General features: G+C 73.3%; 15 protein-coding genes. 7 read left to right on the top strand and 8 right to left on the bottom strand.

What is annotated here, in order from left to right; all coding sequences use genetic code 11:
- Nucleotides 1-41: 41 nt before the first annotated feature.
- Together E4622_RS12170 and E4622_RS12165 are read left to right on the top strand one after the other, a co-directional pair.
- Nucleotides 42-770 carry an NAD(P)-binding domain-containing protein gene (locus tag E4622_RS12170; RefSeq protein ID WP_280633759.1) on the top strand — a complete coding sequence of 243 codons (729 nt, stop codon included), beginning with the start codon at nt 42-44 and terminating at the stop codon, nt 768-770.
- 54 nt (nt 771-824) lie between these two features.
- Nucleotides 825-1,202: a PLDc N-terminal domain-containing protein gene (locus tag E4622_RS12165; protein ID WP_134740431.1), complete on the top strand. Its 378-nt coding sequence runs from the start codon at nt 825-827 to the stop codon at nt 1,200-1,202.
- 3 nt (nt 1,203-1,205) lie between these two features.
- Here E4622_RS12165 and E4622_RS12160 read toward each other — a convergent pair whose 3' ends face one another.
- The 8 genes from E4622_RS12160 to E4622_RS12125 all read right to left on the bottom strand — a co-directional run bounded on the left by E4622_RS12160 (nt 1,206) and on the right by E4622_RS12125 (nt 10,403).
- Nucleotides 1,206-2,045: a DUF1295 domain-containing protein gene (locus E4622_RS12160; RefSeq protein ID WP_209021889.1), complete on the bottom strand. Its 840-nt coding sequence runs from the start codon at nt 2,043-2,045 to the stop codon at nt 1,206-1,208.
- Nucleotides 2,042-3,316: a cyclopropane-fatty-acyl-phospholipid synthase family protein gene (locus E4622_RS12155; RefSeq protein WP_134740430.1), complete on the bottom strand. Its 1,275-nt coding sequence runs from the start codon at nt 3,314-3,316 to the stop codon at nt 2,042-2,044. The genes E4622_RS12160 and E4622_RS12155 overlap by 4 nt, the downstream gene beginning before the upstream one ends.
- Nucleotides 3,313-4,614 (bottom strand): cyclopropane-fatty-acyl-phospholipid synthase family protein, encoded by a 1,302-nt coding sequence (locus E4622_RS12150; protein ID WP_134740429.1) that lies wholly within the window; start codon nt 4,612-4,614, stop codon nt 3,313-3,315. Before E4622_RS12150 ends, E4622_RS12155 begins: the two co-directional genes overlap by 4 nt.
- Nucleotides 4,611-6,668, bottom strand: a complete 2,058-nt coding sequence (locus E4622_RS12145; RefSeq protein ID WP_134740428.1) for an FAD-dependent oxidoreductase — start codon at nt 6,666-6,668, stop codon at nt 4,611-4,613. The genes E4622_RS12150 and E4622_RS12145 overlap by 4 nt, the downstream gene beginning before the upstream one ends.
- Entirely contained in the window at nt 6,668-7,432 is a 765-nt protein-coding gene (locus tag E4622_RS12140) for an anti-sigma factor (protein ID WP_134740427.1), read from the bottom strand. The genes E4622_RS12145 and E4622_RS12140 overlap by 1 nt, the downstream gene beginning before the upstream one ends.
- A complete protein-coding gene (sigK, locus tag E4622_RS12135) occupies nt 7,429-8,031 on the bottom strand; it encodes an ECF RNA polymerase sigma factor SigK (protein ID WP_134740426.1) in 603 nt (200 codons plus the stop codon). The genes E4622_RS12140 and sigK overlap by 4 nt, the downstream gene beginning before the upstream one ends.
- A 40-nt stretch (nt 8,032-8,071) precedes the next feature.
- A complete protein-coding gene (locus E4622_RS12130) occupies nt 8,072-8,740 on the bottom strand; it encodes a fasciclin domain-containing protein (RefSeq protein ID WP_134740425.1) in 669 nt (222 codons plus the stop codon).
- A 112-nt stretch (nt 8,741-8,852) separates the two neighbouring features.
- Nucleotides 8,853-10,403, bottom strand: coding sequence for a molybdopterin-dependent oxidoreductase (locus E4622_RS12125; protein WP_134740424.1), 1,551 nt, complete (start codon nt 10,401-10,403; stop codon nt 8,853-8,855).
- A gap of 56 nt (nt 10,404-10,459) precedes the next feature.
- On the opposite strand from E4622_RS12125, the gene E4622_RS12120 reads away from it, so the two are divergent.
- The 5 genes from E4622_RS12120 to E4622_RS12100 all read left to right on the top strand — a co-directional run bounded on the left by E4622_RS12120 (nt 10,460) and on the right by E4622_RS12100 (nt 17,985).
- The gene (locus tag E4622_RS12120) at nt 10,460-11,230 is read left to right on the top strand and encodes an enoyl-CoA hydratase family protein (protein ID WP_134740423.1); all 771 of its coding nucleotides are present in this window, start codon (nt 10,460-10,462) and stop codon (nt 11,228-11,230) included.
- Between the two features lie 518 nt (nt 11,231-11,748).
- A complete protein-coding gene (locus E4622_RS12115; protein ID WP_134740422.1) occupies nt 11,749-13,947 on the top strand; it encodes an AAA family ATPase in 2,199 nt (732 codons plus the stop codon).
- A gap of 166 nt (nt 13,948-14,113) precedes the next feature.
- The gene (locus E4622_RS12110) at nt 14,114-16,045 is read left to right on the top strand and encodes an anthranilate synthase family protein (protein ID WP_134740421.1); all 1,932 of its coding nucleotides are present in this window, start codon (nt 14,114-14,116) and stop codon (nt 16,043-16,045) included.
- Nucleotides 16,046-16,054: 9 nt separating this feature from the next.
- A complete protein-coding gene (locus E4622_RS12105) occupies nt 16,055-16,627 on the top strand; it encodes an aminodeoxychorismate/anthranilate synthase component II (protein WP_134740420.1) in 573 nt (190 codons plus the stop codon).
- Nucleotides 16,624-17,985, top strand: coding sequence for an anthranilate synthase component I family protein (locus E4622_RS12100; RefSeq protein WP_134740419.1), 1,362 nt, complete (start codon nt 16,624-16,626; stop codon nt 17,983-17,985). The genes E4622_RS12105 and E4622_RS12100 overlap by 4 nt, the downstream gene beginning before the upstream one ends.
- Nucleotides 17,986-18,058 lie beyond the last annotated feature (73 nt).

The raw sequence follows: 18,058 nt of genomic DNA, 5'->3' as shown, positions 1-18,058 counted from the left end.
AGGCCGCGACGGCGCCCCGGTGACGAACCGGTGACGCGGGGGTGGAATGCCACGCCGCCCGCGCCCGTTCCACCACCATGACGACCATCGGACTCATCGGCAGCGGCAACATCGGCAGCACCGTGGCACGGCTGGCGGTGGAGGCCGGCTACGACGTGGTGGTGAGCAACAGCCGGGGACCGGAGACGCTCGCGGACCTGGTCGAGCGGCTCGGTCCGCGGGCGCGGGCCGCGACCGCCGCCGAGGCCGCCGCCGCAGCCGACCTCGCCGTGGTGACGGTCCCGCTCAAGAACTACCGGGAGGTCCCGGTGGAGCCGCTGCGCGGCAAGGTCGTGATCGACACCAACAACTACTACCCGGACCGCGACGGGCACATCGCGGAGCTGGACGACGAGTCCACGACGACCAGCGAGCTGCTGCAGGCGCACCTGCCCGACTCCCACGTGGTCAAGGGCTTCAACAACATCTACGTCGACCACCTGGCCGTCCTCGCCCGCCCTGCGGGGGACCCCGACCGCTCGACGCTCACGATCGCCGGCGACGACGCGTCGGCCAAGGAGACGGTCACGGCGTTCCTGGACGCGATCGGCTACGACGCCCTCGACCTCGGAGCCCTCGCCGAGGGGTGGCGCGTCCAGCGCGACACGAGCGCCTACGTGACGCCGTACGCGACGCCCGGCACGACCTACCCCGACTGGTCGGCGCGACCTGCCGGCGCCGACATCCTGCGCTCCGCGCTCGACGAGGCGCGGCGCTACCGCGACATGTGACCGCATCGGCGCATTCCGTGGTCCTCGGCGACCTCGGTGGTCCACAATCCGTCCATGATCAAGCTCGAGCTGCTCGGCGGCGTCGTCACCTTCGCCCTGTGGGTGTTCTGCCTCGTCGACGTCATCGGCAGCCACGAGAGCCGCATCCGCAACCTGCCCAAGGTGGCGTGGCTGCTGCTGGTGCTGTTCTTCCCGCTCGTGGGCTCGGTCGCCTGGCTCGTGGCGGGACGGCCGGAGACCACGCGGCGGTCCGGGGTCCAGACGGCGTTCCCCGAGTACGACCGGCCCGGCCGGATGGCCGCCAGCGACCCCGCCAAGGACGAGGAGTTCCTGCGCCAGCTCCGCGAGCGTGCCGAGGAGCAGCGCCGCCGTCACGAGCAGGCCAAGCGAGAGGCGCAGCCCACCGACCCCGAGCCGGAGTCGCCCGCCTGACCCTCAGCCGGCGCTGACCGCGCGTCGCGCGCCGCCGGGCCGGCGGCGCGGCGGGCGCGGGAGGAACATCGAGGTGCGGGCGGCGTACGCCCGGTAGCCCTCGCGCTGCATCATCGTCTGCTCCAGCAGTCGCGCGCCGGTCGCGAAGACCAGGAAGTAGGTCATCGCCACGGGGGCCAGCACCGTGGCGAGCCCGACCTGCCAGCCGGAGCCGAGGCCGGCCACCAGCCACAGGCCCCACCAGACGCAGGCGTCGCCGAAGTAGTTGGGGTGGCGGGTGTAGCGCCAGAGTCCGCGGTCCAGGACCTTCGGCCGCTCCGGGTCGCGCTTGTACGCCGCCAGCTGGGCGTCCCCGACGGTCTCGAAGACGATGCCGACGGCCCACACCGCGGCGCCGGCGGCGACCAGCCACCAGGACCACACCTCGCGGACCGCGCCCACCTGCACCGGGAGCGAGATGAACCACAGCGCGGCGCCCTGCACGAGGAACACCTTGCGCACCGCGACGCCGAGGCCGACCTCGGCGAGCGTGCCGCCGAGGACCTTCTCGTAGCGCGGGTCCTCTCCGTGACCGACCGCCCGGCGGCGGATGTGCCAGGCCAAGCGGAGCCCCCAGGCCGCCACGAGGCCCAGCACCAGCCACCGCCGGGGCGTCGAGTCGCCCCCCTCGGACACGACTCCGCCCGCGACCGCGGAGACCGCGGCCACGAGGACGAAGCCGAGACCCCACGCGACGTCGACGACCGCGACCCGGCCGAGCCGCCGCGCGAGGAGTGCCGTGAGGAGCATGAGCAGCGCGACCGACCCGAGAGCGGCCGCGCTGACAACCAGGATGTCGCTCACCAGGTCCGCTGCCAGGGCAGCGTGTGAGCGGCGCCGGGGCGGACCAGGAGGACCTGGTCGACGCCCATGCGCCCGTCGCGGAAGGCCATGGCGCCGCCGACGAGGTAGAGCCGCCAGACGCGCACGACCTCCTCGCCGACGAGCTCGGTGAGGCGCTCGACGTTGCTCTCGAAGCGCCGCAGCCACCCGCCGACCGTGAGCACGTAGTGCTCGCGCAGCGCGTGCACGTCGCGCGCCTCCAGGCCCGAGCCCTCCAGGAGCGCGACGGTCTCGCCCACCGGGCGCATGTGCATGTCCGGGGCGATGAAGGACTCGATGAAGGGCCCGCCCCCGGGCCAGGCGCCGGTGCGCGACATCTGCTGCACCAGCACGCGACCGCCGGGGCGGACCGAGCGGTGCAGGACCTCGGCGTACGTCGGGTAGTTGTCCTGTCCGACGTGCTCGCCCATCTCGAGCGACGACACGGCGTCGAAGTGGTCGCGCTCGGGGACCTCGCGGTAGTCCTGCAGCCGGATCTCCACCCGGTCCTGCAGGCCGCGCTCGGCGATCCGGGCGTCGATGAAGCGCTTCTGCTCCGCCGCGATCGTGACGCCGACGACGCGGGCGCCGAAGTGCTCCGCGGCGTGCAGGGACAGCGACCCCCAGCCGCAGCCGACGTCCAGCAGACGCATGCCCGGCTCCAGGCCGAGCTTGCGGCACACCAGCGACAGCTTCGCCGACTGCGCCTCCTCGAGCGTCGCGTCGGGGGTGACGTGGTAGCCGCAGGAGTAGGCCATGCTCGGGTCCAGGATGAGCGAGTAGAACTCGTTGGACAGGTCGTAGTGGTGGCTGATCGACCTGCGGTCGCGCAGCGGGCTGTGCAGGCGTCCGCGGATGCGGGCCTGCGAGGCCGGAGCAGCGGGTGGACGACCGAGCGCACCGATCCCCATGACGGTGCGTACGGCGCGCGCGAGCGCGCCGATGCTCGGCCGCCCACCGCTCAGTCCCCGGTCGCGAGCGACCGAGAACGCATGGGTGAGGGCGGCGTCGAGGTCCCAGCCGTCGCGTTCGTGGACCTCGAGCTCCCCCGTGACGTAGGCCTGCGCGGCGCCGAGCTCGCCGGGGTGGCGCAGCAGGCGGCGTACGGCGGCAGGCGAGCGCAGCTCGACCAGCGGCGCGTCGAGCGGGCCGGCCTCGGAGCCGTCCCACGCGCGCAGGCGGACGGGCAGCTCGCCACCCACGAACGGAGCGACGGCCGCGGCGAGCCGCGGCGCGACGGCGGTGGTGCTCACGCGTCGTCCGAGGGTCGCGTGAACGTGAGCTGGTTGACGTCGAGGTAGCCCGAGGCGAAGCCGGCGCGGGAGTACTCGAGGTAGAAGTGCCACATCCGCAGGAATGTCTCGTCGAAGCCGAGCTCGAGCACCCGTTGGGAGGCGGCCAGGAAGGCCTCGTCCCACAGGCGCAGCGTCTCGGCGTAGTGGGCGCCGAAGGACAGGCGGCCGGTCAGCGCCAGGGTCGTGTGGTCGGCGGTGATCTCGTCGAGGACCCGCACCGAGGGCAGGAAGCCGCCGGGGAAGATGTACTTGTTGATCCACGTGTAGGTGCGGCGGGTGGCCAGCATCCGGTCGTGCGGCATCGTGATCGCCTGGATGACGACGCGCCCGCCCGGGGCCAGCACCCGGTCGATGGTCTGGAAGTAGGTCTGCCAGTACTCCCAGCCGACGGCCTCGATCATCTCGACGGAGACGATCGCGTCGTAGGTGCCGTCGACGGCGCGGTAGTCGCACAGGTCCACCGACACCAGGTCGCTGAGTCCGGCGGCCGCGACGCGCCGGCGGGCGAGCGCCTGCTGCTCGGTCGACAGCGTGATCGTGCGGACCGTCGCCCCCCGGGACGCGGCGCGGATGGCCAGCTCGCCCCAGCCGGAGCCGATCTCGAGCACGTGGCTGCCGGGGCCGACACCGGCCTCGTCGAGCATCCGCTCGATCTTGTGCAGCTGGGCGGCGTGCAGGTCGGCGCGCGCCGGCACGGCGTACGGCGCGGTGGCCTGCAGGTGCTCGCCCCGGTCGACGACGTCGGAGGGGAAGAGCGCGGAGGAGTAGCTCAGCGAGCCGTCGAGGAACTGCTCGAACAGGTCGTTGGACAGGTCGTAGTGGTGCGCGATGTTGTCGCGGGTGTTGTGCTCGGTGTTGCGGTGCAGGCTCGGCGGCCGGGCCACGATCGCTGCCCGCAGGCGCTGGAGGCTCTGCGGCACCAGGTCGGAGACCTCCGCCGCGAGCACGGTCAGGAACGCGCCGAGGTCGCCGGGCTCGCGGGTGCCCCAGGCGCCGGTGAGGTAGGCCTCGCCGAAGCCGATCAGCTGGTGCCGGCCGATGCGGGCGTAGAGCTCCTCGGGCCGGTGGATGACGGCCACCGGGCCGCCCTTGCCGAAGGTCTCGTCGCCGGAGACGACGGTGACGTCGAGGCGGTCGATCGCGGCGCGGAAGAGCCGCTTGGCCACGCGGGCGGAGACGGCGGCCCGGGGGCCCGAGGGGACGACGTCGAGGCCGGGCCAGCTGTCGATGGCCGGGCGTGCGGGAGTCAGCGTCATCGCGAGACTCCTTCCTGGTGGTGCGGTGGACGGGGACGGATCGGGAGGCGGCGCAGCCAGAGCCACACGCCGTGCGCACGGATCAGGGCCGCACCGCGCAGGGCGGCGGGGGCGGCCCGCCAGGGACCGGCGGTGGAGCGGCGGCCGGCGAGCGAGGCCGAGAAGACCGCGCCGTCGTCGCTGTGCAGCGTGACGGCGACCTGGAGGCTGTCTCCCGGGACGGGGACGGCCAGCTCGTAGGTGCCGTCGGTGCCGTGGAACGGCGAGACGTACATGGCCTTGGGGGTCGACGCCCGGCCCTGGGCGTCGGGGTGGACGAGGTAGGCGTGGCGGTCGCCGTAGGTGTTGTGGACCTCGACGACGGTGGCGGCGAGCGCACCCTCGGCGTCCCAGCACCAGAAGACGGTGATCGGGTTGAAGCAGTAGCCGAACGCGCGGGCGTGCGCGGCCATGAGGATCCGACCGCCGTCCAGCGTCACGCCCTGGGCGGCGAGGAACGCCTCCACGTTGGCGCGGATCGACCTGTCGGCCCGACCGAGGTGGTCGCGCGCCTCGAAGCGGCCGAGCACCCCGTGCTCGGGCAGCCGGTCGAGGTCGACCAGCCAGGTGCGGGAGCGGTGCTCGAACGTGCGGGCGAACGGCGACCGCCGGGTGTGCCGGATCGTCGTGTCGTAGACCTGGCCGGTGGCCGGAACAGCAGGCCCGGCGGTGACGGAAGGCGCCGCCTCGGTGGTGGAGGAAGGCGCGCTGGCGCCCGTCTCGGAACCACCCGTCACCTGCTCGTCCCAGCCGAACCCCAACCGCTCCGCCGCCGCCAGCCCCGAGCGCGCGCCGTCCTCGTGGAAGCCCCACCCGTGGTAGGCGCCGGCGAAGGCGACGCGGTCGCTGTCGATCTCGGGCAGCCGCTGCTGCGCGGCGACGGAGGCGGGGTTGTAGAGCGGGTGCTCGTACTCCATGCGATCGATGACGGTCGACGGGTTGATCAGGTGCTCGCCGCCGAGCGTCACGAGGTAGTGGACCTCGGTGTCGAGGCGCTGCAGCCGGGTCAGGTCGTAGGTGACCAGCACGCCGTCCTGCGCGTCCGCCGTGCGGCGGTGGTTCCAGGACGCCCAGGCGTTGGTGTTGCGCGGCAGCAGCGAGGTGTCGGTGTGCAGGACGGCGACGTTGGGCTCGTAGGGCATCGCGCCCAGCACGTCGCGCTGCGCCGCGGTGGGCGCGGCCAGCATCGACAGGGCCTGCGAGGGGTGCGTGGCGACCACGACGGCGTCGTACGTCGTGACGTCGCCGTTGCCGTCGGTGACCTCGACGCCGGTGGGCGTCTCGAGCAGCGAGGTGACCTTGGTGCCGGTGCGCACGTGCGCGCCGCGCTCGGCCAGCCGGGCGGCGAGGCGACCGACGTACTCGTGGGAGCCGCCGGTGACGGTGCGCCACGGCGGCGAGCCGAAGATCGCGAGCATGCCGTGGTGCTCGAGGAACGTGAAGAGGTAGCGCGCCGGGTAGTTGAGGGAGACCGCGGGGTCGCAGGACCAGACGGCGGCGACGAGCGGCTCCATGAAGTGGCGGGTGAAGTAGGGCGTGAAGCCGCCCTCGACGAGGAAGTCGCGCAGCGTGGTGTCCGCGCCGTCAGTGGCGAGCAGGCGGCGGGCGCGCCGGTGGAAGCGCGGGATCTCGGTCAGCATCCGCAGGTAGTGCCGGTCGGCGAGGTGCCGCGCGGACGGGAAGACGCCGCGGCGGCCCAGGGCGCCGGCCCACTCCAGGCCGGTGCCGTCGTCGCGGATGGACATCGACATCTCCGAGTCCTGCGTGGCGACGCCGAGCTCGGCGAACATCCGCAGCAGCACCGGGTAGGTGCGCTCGTTGTGGACGATGAAGCCCGTGTCGACCGCCAGCTCGCGCTCGCCCTCGCGCACCCGGTGGGTGTCCGCGTGGCCGCCGAGCCGGTCGTCGGCCTCGAACACCGTGACCTCGGCGGTGGTGGAGGCGACGTAGGCGGCGGTGAGTCCGGCCACGCCGGATCCCACCACCGCGACGCGGCGGCGGTCGTCGGGGGCCATCAGATCTGCTCGAAGGGGAACGTCATGATCGGCGCGCTGGTCGGCTCCTCGGAGCCTCCGGCCGGCTCGATCGTGATGCCCGCGGCCTCGGCCGTGGAGGGGTCGCCCTCCAGCAGCAGGGTGCCGGACTCGCCCGACATGACGCCCGCCGGGACCATCTCGCCGTCGTGCTGGAGCCACAGCTCGTAGACCTGCTCGTCGCTGAGCGCGGGCATGCCCTCGGCGGTGACGACCGCGCGGTTGAGCTGCTCGGAGCGGGTGAGCGTGACCTTGGCGCCGCCGTCCATCCGCTGCTCCCACGACTCGGCGTCGGGGGCCCGGAGGACGCGGTCCGCGGCGGACAGGCTGCCCTGCGAGGTGTCGTCGGACCAGGGCTGCCAGGCGACGACGCCGCCCACGCCGACCATCGCGGCGACCGCGGCGGCGGCGACCAGCAGGGAGAACCGGCGGCGGCGGGGGAGGTCGGACCCGGTCGCCGCGAGGGGCTCCGGAACGACCGCGGCCGGGGCGACCGGGTCCACCTGGGCGGGGAGGGGCGGGAGGGGCCGCACGGTGTCGATGCCGGCGAGCACCCGCTCACGAAGCCCGGCGGGCGGCTCCTGCTGAACGGCCTCGGCCAGCATCGCCGTCGCTTCGCGCAGGCTCCGGACCTCGGCCCGGCACGCCTCGCACTCGGCGAGGTGCCGCTCGAACTGGGCGCGCTCGATGTCGTCGAGCGCGTCGACGGCGTAGGCACCCGAGAGCGCGTGGATGTCGCTGCTCAACTTCCTACCCCCATCGTGTCGCGCAGCCTGATCAGGCCGTCGCGGATCCGTGTCTTGGCCGTGCCGACCGGGAGGTCGAGCATCGTGGCCACTTCCGTGTGCGTGTAGCCCCCGAAGTAGGCGAGCTCCAGGGCCTCGCGCTGCACCTCGGTGAGGCTCTGCAGCGCGTCCCTGACCCGCTTGGCCTCGAGCGAGGCGTGCGCGGAGTCGGCGGTGGTGTCGTGGTCGACCGCCTGGTTCTGCACGTGGTACGTCGTGTCCCGCCGGGTGCTGGCCTCGGCCGAGCGGACCCGGTCGACGGCCTTGCGGTGCACGATGGTGAGGATCCAGGCCATCGGGGTGCCCAGCGCGCTGTCGAAGCGGCTCGCCGTGCGCCACAGCTCCAGCAACGCCTCCTGCGTGACCTCCTCGGCCTGCGCCGGGTCCCGCACGACGCGCAGCGCGAGCCCGAAGGCACGAGCCGCGACGGCGTCGTAGAGCTGGCCGAACGCTGCCTGGTCCCCGCGTGCGGAGAGCTTCAGCAGGTCGCCCAGGTCCGGCGTCGCCGGCGTCCCCTCCCAGGAGGGAACACCGGCGACGGCCGGTCCGATGGAGTCCATGAGTCAGATCCTCGCGCTCAGACCGTCTCTTGGGAAACGGTCACTTCGCGCCGGCCATGACCTGGTCGATGATGTAGACCGTGGCGTTGGCGGTGGGCACGTTGCCGCAGATGACGTTGGCGGTGGCCACGCCGTCCGTGACGGTCATGCCGGTCTCGTCGCCCTCGACGGTCAGCGTGTCCTTGTTGACGGTCATCTGCTCCCCGACCACCGCGGTCGGGTCGAGCTTGCCGGCCACCACGTGGTGGGTCAGGATCTTGGTGAGCAGAGCCTTGTCCGCGAGGATCCCGTTGAGCTGGTCCTCGGGGATCGCGGCGAACGCGTCGTTGACCGGCGCGAAGACGGTGGCCTCGGGCAGGTCGTTCAGGGTCCCGGCCAGGCCGGCCTTGCCGACGGCGGTGACCAGCGTCGAGAGCAGCGGGTTGTTGCTCGCGGCGGTGGCGACGGGGTCCTTGACCATGCCGTCGAACGAGCCGGCACCCGAGGTCGGCACGGCGGCGCAGCCGTCGCCGAAGGGGGCGTCGGCGGCGGGCTCGGCGGGGGTGGACTCCTCGGTCATCGGAGTCTCCTCCGTGGACTCCGAGGACGATGCGGAGCTGTCGGAGCCCGAGCTGGGCTCGTCGTCCTCGCCACAGGCAGCGAGCGTGAGCGACAGGGCGATCGCCGCGGCGGCGATGCCACCGTTGCGGCTGAGGGTCTGGAGCTTCATGATGTCGTGCCTTCCGTTGGGGTGTGGTGCTTGTCGGTCTGACAGTGGTTCGGTGCCGCCCCGGATCCGGATTGGGCTCCTCGCGGCCTTTTCTCGAGACTCGGGTCGCCCGTCAGGCGACCGAGACCAGGAACTCGTGGATGCCGCTGGACCCGCCCGGGAAGGGCTCGGCCGTCGCGGCGGTCTGGACCTCGCCGTCGCCGCTGGTGACGCGCGCGGCGATGGTGTGCTGGCCCGGCTCGGCGTCCCAGCGGTAGACCCACTGGCGCCAGTAGTCGTTGCCGCCGTCGGGGCCGAGCTCGGCCGGCTTCCAGGGACCGCCGTCGACGCGCACCTCGACCTTCGCCACCCCGTCCTTCTGCTGGGCCCAGGCGACGCCCCCGATGAGGTTCTCGCCCTTCGGGAGCTCGTCGAGCGCGTTGGGGGTGTCGATGCGGGCCGAGATCTTGATCGGGGCGTCGGTGTCCCAGTCCTTGTCGGTCCAGTACGCCGACTTCTCGGCGTACGTCGTCAGCGTGAGGCGCGTGACCCACTTGGTCGCGCTGATGAAGCCGTAGAGGCCCGGGATGACCAGCCGGGCCGGGAAGCCGTGGGCGCGCGGCAGCCCGGCGCCGTTCATGCCGAGGGCCACCATCGCATCGCGCCCGTCCGTCGCCAGGTCCAGCGGGGTGCTGATCGTCATGCCCTCGAAGTCGGTGCTGAGGATCTGGTCGGCCTTCGAGCCGACGCCCGCCATGTCGAGCAGGTCGGTGAGCCGGACCCCGGTCCAGCGCGCGGCACCGACGTAGGGCCCTCCGACGCTGTTGGAGACGCAGGTGAGGGTGATGTCGCGCTCGATCAGGGGCATGCCGAGCAGGTCGTCGAAGCTGAACGTCAGTTCCTTGTCGACGTCGCCGTCGATGGTCAGCGACCAGTCGTCGGCGCTGATCACCGGGGTGTCCAGCCGGGTGTCGACCCGGTAGAAGTCCTTGCTCGGGGTGCGGAACGACGTCATGCCGGGCACGTCGCCCTCGATGCCCTTCGGCAGCGCCGGAGCGGGTTCGGCCGCGGCCGGCAGGTCGATGTCCTCGGGACGGCTGCGCAGCCGGCCGATGAGGCGCCCGGCGCCGCCCATGACGGCGGTGGCGGCGGCGATCACGCCGAGGGCGACCAGGACGCCGCGCCGGCTCGGGGCCCGGTCGTCGGCACCCAGGGTGAGCCGCTCGGCACCGGCGCCGTCGTCCCGGAGGACGGCGCCGGTGCGGTAGGCACGGTCCAGCCACCACAGCGCGGCGACGCCGGCGAGGGCGGTGAACAGGCTCGGCACGAGGTCGAGGGCGTCCGCGGCGGGGCGGTTGAGGGCGGCCGCGGCCGCCACGGCGACGAGGACCACGAGCATGCCCGCGCCGATCGCCAGGCGGCGGCGGGCCAGCACCCCGGCCACCGCGGCGAGCAGGAGCACCACGAGCAGCACCGAGCCGACCAGGATGGTCTTGTCGTTGCTGCCGAACTGGCGGATCGCCCACTCCTTCATCGGCGTGGGCGTCAGGTCGATGACCGTGGAGCCCACCGCCAGCACCGGGGAGGAGGCGGGGTTCAGCAGCGACGCGACCAGGTGGCCCGTCGCCACCCCGAGGAGGGCGGCCGTCAGGCCGAACAGGGCGTAGACCAGTCGGGTGCGCATGGAGAGGTGTTCGTCGCCGTGCCTGTTCCGGATGGGGGTGCGGCAGGATGAGCCCCATGTCGAACCTCACCCCCGCGCCCGAGGAGCTGGTCCACTACGAGGTCGCCGAGGGCGTCGCGACCCTGACCCTGGACTCCCCGCACAACCGCAACGCCCTCTCCGAGCAGCTGGTCGGGGAGCTCTTCGTCCACCTCGAGACGGCCGACGCGGACCCCGAGGTGCGCGTGGTGGTGCTGCAGGCGACCGGGCGGGTCTTCTGCTCCGGCGCCGACCTCTCCGAGGCGGCCTCCGGCGGCATGGAGCAGGGGGCGCGGGTCCTGGTGGAGATGCAGCGCCAGATCGTGTCCCTGCGCAAGCCCGTGGTCACCCGGCTCCAGGGCGCCGTCCGCGCCGGTGGCATCGGCCTCGTGGCCGCCTCCGACATCGTCGTGGCCGTCGACGAGGCGAGCTTCGCGCTCACCGAGGTCAAGCTCGGCCTCACCCCGGCGGTCATCTCGCTCACGGTCCTTCCCCGGCTCACCTCGCGGGCCGCGGCGCTGACCTTCCTCACCGGGGAGACGTTCACCGCCGCGCAGGCCGTCGACATGGGTCTCGTCACCCAGGCGGTGCCCGCCGACGAGCTCGACGCGGCCGTGGCTCGCGTGGTCGGCTCGCTGGTGACGGGCTCGCCGCAGGGCCTGCGCGAGACCAAGCGGCTGCTGGCCACCGACCTGCTGGACCGCATCTCGGCGCGCGGGGACGAGATGGCCGCCCTCAGCTCCTCCCTCTTCGCCTCCGACGAGGCCCGCGAGGCGATGGTGGCCTTCCTCTCCCGCAAGAAGTCCTGACGCAGGGTCTCCCCGGAAGTACGAGCGAAGCGAGTACTTCGAAGGGAGCGACGAAGTCGCTCCCCCCCCGGAAGTACGAGCGAAGCGAGTACTTCGAAGGGAGCGACGAAGTCGCTCCCCCCCCGGAAGTACGAGCGAAGCGAGTACTTCGAAGGGAGCGACGAAGTCGCTCCCCGTCCACTGTTACCGAACGTGGACGAACCGTGGACGGGCTGTGCCCCGGACGTGGGCGGGCTCCGCGTAGCGTGAGGAGGGTCGGTGGCGAGGGAGTCACCGGCCGCAGGACGCGAAGCCATGGGTCTGGGGGGACCACGGGGATCGGTCCTGTCGAACGGCGGAGGCCCCGCTCGAGGCGCACCTGGGACGCGCCGCGAGCGGGGCCTCCGCTGTCTTCCCCTGTCAGCCCGCCGTCTGTCCCGAACCCCCTGCTGAGACGCAGGGACGGCGTATAGGCTTGAGAACTTGCCCGCCGGCACCCCGGTGGGTCACGGGCCGTCGGGTGCTGAGGGGACACGTCGTTGACTGAGGAGCTGGCCGAGCGCGAGATCGCTCGTGAGCAGGACTTCGTGGACCGCGTCTACGTGCAGCTGCAGGACTCCGCCACGGCGGCGCGGGCTCTGGCGCGCGAGGGCCACGACCGTGGCCGGCTCGGCCACGAGGGCGGGCTCGTCGAGCGCGACGCGATGGTCTTCCAGGCGGCCAAGCGGATCGCCCAGCTCGACGCCGCCCACGAGGGCCTGGTCTTCGGCCGTCTCGACCTGCGCCACGAGCTCGACACCGAGCCCCGCTACATCGGCCGGATCGGCCTGCGTGACTCCGAGCGCGACTCGCTGCTCATCGACTGGCGTGCGCCGGCCGCCGCGGTGTTCTACCAGGCCACGGCCGCCGAGCCGCACCAGGTCGTACGCCGCCGGGTGCTGCGCTGCACCGGCCCGCGCGTCGTCGGCGTGGAGGACGAGCTGCTCGACTCCGAGGCCCACGCCGAGCTCGAGGGCCAGGGCGTCGAGCTGCCCATCGTCGGCGAGGGCGCGCTCATGGCCCAGCTGTCGCGGGCCCGCGACCGGTCGATGCACTCGATCGTCGCGACGATCCAGGCCGAGCAGGACAAGGCGATCCGCGCCCCGGGCAAGGGCGTCGTCTCGATCTCCGGCGGCCCCGGCACCGGCAAGACCGTCGTGGCGCTGCACCGCGCGGCGTTCCTGCTCTACAACGACCGTCGTCGCTACGAGTCCGGCGGTGTGCTGATCGTCGGCCCCAGCGGGGTCTTCATGCGCTACATCGGCCGGGTGCTGCCGAGCCTCGGGGAGACCGCGGTGGCGCTGCGCTCGCTGGGCGAGGTCGTGGACGGCGTGCGCGCCACCCGCCACGACGAGCCCGCGGTCGCCGACGTCAAGGGCTCCGCGCGCATGGCCGAGGTGCTGCGGCGTACCGCCCGTCAGCAGGCGCCCGGCAGCCCCACCGGCCTGCGGATCTTCTGGCGCGACGACACGATCGTGCTGGACCGCGGCGTGCTCGGTCGCGTCCGTCGCCAGCTGATGAGCCAGGGCCGCCGCAACAAGCAGGTGACGCGGGTCGCCCCGACCCTGCTCGACGCCATGTGGCGCCAGGTGCGCGGCGAGCGCGGCCGCGACCGCGGTCGCGAGGCCTTCGACGAGGAGATGCTCTCCGACCCGCGCTTCGTCGACTTCGCGGTCAGCTGGTGGCCGCCGCTCGACGCTCCCCACGTCCTGACGTGGCTGCGCGACCCCGAGCTGCTGGGCCGGGTCGCCGAGGGCGTGCTGACGTCGGACGAGCAGCGGCTGCTCACCAAGTCGTGGAGCGGCGACGGCTCGCTGTCGGTGGAGGACGTGCCCCTGCTCGACGAGCTGCGCTACGCCCTGGGCGACGTGCCCGCCAAGGCCGACGACGAGCGCGACGACCCGCTGGCCCTGGTGGAGGGCGGCGTGGACATGCAGGAGCTGACGACCGCGTCGGACCGCGAGTATGCCCCGACCGGCCGGGCCTGGACCCCGCCCACGCACCGCATCGAGGACGACGGCTTCGCGCACGTGCTCATCGACGAGGCGCAGGACCTCACGCCGATGCAGTGGCGCATGGTCGGTCGCCGCGGCCGGGCCGCCTCCTGGACCATCGTCGGCGACCCGGCGCAGTCCTCCTGGCCGGTGCCCGAGGAGTCGGCCGCCGCTCGTGCGGAGGCCCTGCAGGGCAAGGCACTGCACGAGTTCCACCTCTCGACCAACTACCGCAACTCCTCCGAGATCTACGAGTACGCCGCCGCCTACGCCGAGCGCGTCGGGCTCGATGCCGACCTGCCGACCGCCGTGCGCTCGACCGGGGTGGAGCCGGTCGAGGTCACCGGGGTCACGGACCTCGAGGCCGCCACCCGCGCGGCCGTGGTCGAGGTCGCGGGCCAGGTCGGCGGCACCGTCGGGATCGTCGTGCCGGCGGCTCGCCGCTCCGAGGTCAACGCCTGGCTGGCCGGCTGGCCCGAGCTCGCCCAGGACGCCCCCGGCGCCCGCGCCGCCGTGGACTCCTCGGTGGCGCCGTCGGGCACCGACCGCGTCGTCGTCCTGACCGGCCTGGACACCAAGGGCCTGGAGTTCGACGGGATCGTCGTCGTGCGCCCGCAGGAGATCGAGGACGAGTCCGCCACCGGCCGGGCCACCCTCTACGTCGTCCTCACCCGCGCCACCCAGCTCCTCACGACGATCAGCTGAGGCGCCCCGCCGGTGGTCGAGCAGCGACAGGCCGCTAGGCGAGGAGCGCCCGTCGAGACCCGGTGACGTGCGCAGGGCGTCGGGTACGGGCGGTGGTGCGTCTCGCCGGGTCTCGACGTGCGCTCGCTGGCGCTCGCTGCTCGACCAACGGCCGTAGGCTTCGGCCATGCCTGAGACCTCCGCCGCCCGGGACGCCATCGCCGCGCTCCAGGGGCACGAGGCGTGGGCGATCATCCGGCGCTCGACGCGCGCCGGTGACCGCGACACCGTCGGGCTGGTGGGCGGGCGGCGCAGCGTGGTGGAGTCGCTGCTCGACGTACCGCTCACCGAGGGCGCGCCCGCCGACGGCCACATCGCCGACCGGCTGCTGGCCGTGCCGTTCCGGCAGGTGGCCGAGCGGGGCTTCGAGGCCCATGACGACGGGACCCCGCTGGTGGTGGTCGACGTCGACACCGAGCTGGAGTTCTCCGTCGCGGAGGTCGTCGCGGCCATCGACGAGGTGCCGGTGGAGTTCACCGACCGCGGCGGCTTCGAGACCGGCGACGAGGAGTACGGCGAGCTGGTCCGGGCGATCATCGACGACGAGATCGGCCAGGGCGAGGGCGCCAACCTCGTGATCGGGCGCCACTACCGGGCGCAGGTCGCCGACTGGGGCCCCGAGGTGGCGCTCACCGTGTTCAAGAACCTCCTCGAGCGCGAGCGCGGCGCCTACTGGACCTACGTGTTCTTCACCGGCGACCGCTACCTCATCGGCGCCAGCCCCGAGCGGCACGTCACCATCCACGGCGGCGACGTCCGCATGAACCCGATCAGCGGCACCTTCCGCATCCCCCGCTCCGGCGACGGCGGCGCGCCGATCCGCGAGCAGCTCCTGGACTTCCTGCACGATGAGAAGGAGATCTACGAGCTCTTCATGGTGGTGGACGAGGAGCTCAAGATGATGTGCGACATCTGCCACGAGGGCGGGCAGGTGCTCGGGCCGTTCCTCAAGCCGATGACGCACCTGATCCACACCGAGTACCTCCTGGCCGGCCGCACCGACCGCGACGTGCGCGAGGTCCTGCGCGACACCATGTACGCCGCCACGGTCACCGGCAGCCCGGTGGAGAACGCCTGCCGCCTGATCAAGCAGTACGAGACCGAGGGTCGCGGCTACTACGGCGCCGCGCTGGCGATCCTCGGCCGCGACGCGACCGGCGGCCCGGTCGTGGACAGCCCGATCGTCATCCGCTCCGCCGACGTCGGGCTCGACGGCAGCCTCAAGGTGACCGCCGGCGCGACGCTCGTGCGCGACTCGGACCCGGCGTACGAGGTGGCCGAGACGCACGCCAAGGCCGCCGGCATCCTGCGGGCCTTCGGGCTGGTCCCTGCCGCGCCCGTGCCGGACGTCAACCTCGCCGAGCTCGTCAACGACGAGGACGTGCTGCTCACGCTGAACTCCCGCAACCGCCGGCTGAGCCGCTTCTGGCTGACCGACCAGGCGGGCGCGCCGCCGGACCCCCGGCTCGCCGGGCGGAGCGTCGTGATCCTCGACGGCGAGGACGACTTCGTCAACATGCTGCGCCACGTGCTCGGCGTGCTCGGCCTGACCAGCAGCGTGGTGCGTCACGAGGACTACGTCGCCGGCTGCCTCGACGGCTTCGACCTGGTGATCGTCGGGCCCGGCCCCGGCGACCCGCGCGACGACGCCGACCCCAAGATGCTGCGGCTGCGCGAGGCCGTGGCGGCGCTGCTCGCCGACGAGCGTCCGTTCCTGGCCGTGTGCCTGGGCCACCAGGCGCTCTGCCACGAGCTCGGGATCCCGCTGGCCTACAAGGACATCGTCTTCCAGGGCACCCAGTCGCCGGTCGTCGTCAACGGCCGCACGGAGCGGGTCGGCTTCTACAACACCTTCGTCGGACGGCCGGGCGACGGGCCGCTGCCCGACGGGGTGTCGGTCGACACCGACGCCGAGACCGGCGACGTCAACGTGCTGACCGGGCCGCACTACCGCGGCATCCAGTTCCACGCCGAGTCGATCCTGACCGAGCGTGGCTACGACCTCCTGCACGAGCTCGTCGTGGGCCTGCTCCTCGACGGTCCGGGCGAGCGGCCCTAGGTCGCTCGGGTGGTCGCCCCGGACGTCGTCGTGGTCGATCACCACGACTCCTACACGTTCAACCTCGTGCACCTCGTCGCCGAGGTGACCGGCGTGCTCCCGCGCGTGGTGCAGCACGACGAGGCCACGCTCGCCGAGGTGCTCGCCCACTCCCACGTCGTGCTCTCGCCCGGACCCGGGAGCCCCGACGCGCCGGGCGACTTCGCGGTGGGCCGCGAGGTCCTGCTGGCCGCGACCCGCCCGGTGCTGGGGGTCTGCCTGGGCATGCAGGGCCTGGTGACGGCGTACGGCGGACGGGTCGACCGGGTGCCGCCCGGTCACGGCGTGACCGCGGTCGTGCGCCACGACGGGGACGGGCTGTTCGCCGGCGTGCCCGACGGGTTCACGGCCGTGCGCTACCACTCGCTGGCCGCGCTCGAGCTGCCGGACTGCCTGCGCCGCACGGCCGTCGACGAGGTCAGCGGCCTGACCATGGCCGTGGCCCACCGCGACCTGCCGCTGGTCGGCGTGCAGTTCCACCCCGAGTCGGTGCTCTCCGAGCACGGCGCCGCGCTGGTCCGCAACTTCCTGGCCGCCCCGTGAGCCCGGAGGACCCCGTCGCCCACTTCCGCGAGGTCGCGGCCGCCCACCCGCGGTGCTTCTGGCTCGACGGCGGCGGCGCGCGCGAGTGGTCGGGCCGGCGCTCGCTCATCGGGTGGCTGGACGAGGACGACGTCTCCCTGTCCTACTCCGCCGCCCGCCGCGAGGTCACCCGCCACGTCTCCGGCCGCGCCGACGTCGTGGGCGACGACGTCTTCGCGGTGCTCGAGGCCGAGCTGGCCGCGGGCCGGCCGACGGACCAGTGGTTCGGCTACCTCGGCTACGCCAGCCGCCCCGACCTGCCCGCCGCGCTCGCCGGCCGCGGGGCGGGGCCTGACGTGGGGCCCGACGCGGGGTCCGACGCGGGGCCCGGTGCGATGCCCGACGCGATGCCCGACGCGATGCCCGACGCGGTCTGGATGCGGGCTCGCCACGTTCGACTGTTCGACCACGCGGTGACGGTGACGGTGGCGGGCGAGCCGGAGCCGGGTCGTGTGCCGCAGGCAGCGGCGGGGCGCGCTCTGCGGCACACGACCCGCCCGAGCCCGCCCGCCGACTACGCCGCCGCGTTCGACCGGGTCCAGGAGGAGCTGCACGCGGGCAACTCCTACGAGGTCAACCTCACCTATCGCCGGGAGACGACCAGCGACGTCGACCCCGTGACGGCGTACCTCCGGCTGCGGGCGCTCAACCCCGCGCCGTACGCCGGCTTCCTGCAGCACGACGTCGCCGGCGCGCGGGGCTGGCTGCTCAGCTCCTCGCCGGAGCGCTACGCGCTGGTCACCGCCGACCGCACCCTGGAGACCAAGCCCATCAAGGGCACCACGCCGCGCGGCGCGACGGTCGAGGAGGACGAGCGGCACCGCCACGAGCTGGCGACCGACGCGCGGTTCCGCTCCGAGAACCTCATGATCGTCGACCTCCTGCGCAACGACCTCGCGACGGTCTGCGACCCGGGGACGGTGACCGTCCCCTCGCTGATGGAGGTGGAGTCCTACGCCACCGTGCACCAGCTCGTCTCGACCGTGCGGGGCCGCCTGGCCGACGGCGTCTCCACGGTCGCGGCGCTGCGCGCCCTCTTCCCCGCCGGCTCCATGACCGGGGCGCCCAAGCTCCGCACGATGCAGATCATCGAGGCCGTCGAGGGCTCACCGCGCGGCGTCTACGCGGGTGCGTTCGGCTGGGTGGCCGCCGACGGCCGCGCCGACCTCGGCGTCGTCATCCGCTCCCTCACCACGAACGGGGACGGCACCTACCTGCTCGGCACCGGCGGCGGCGTCACCGTCCAGTCCGACGTCGCCTCCGAGCACGCCGAGGCCGCCCTCAAGGCCGAGCGCCTGCTCGCGGCGCTCGTCGACTGACCTGGTCCCACCAGCCCCAAGTTTCACCGGGTACCCGGTGAAACTCACGCCCTACCCGAGCGGCGCGGACCAA

The sequence above is a fragment of the Nocardioides sp. 503 genome (assembly GCF_004522095.1).
Lineage (GTDB): Bacteria > Actinomycetota > Actinomycetes > Propionibacteriales > Nocardioidaceae > Nocardioides.
This window is presented reverse-complemented; position numbering and strand designations above follow the sequence as displayed.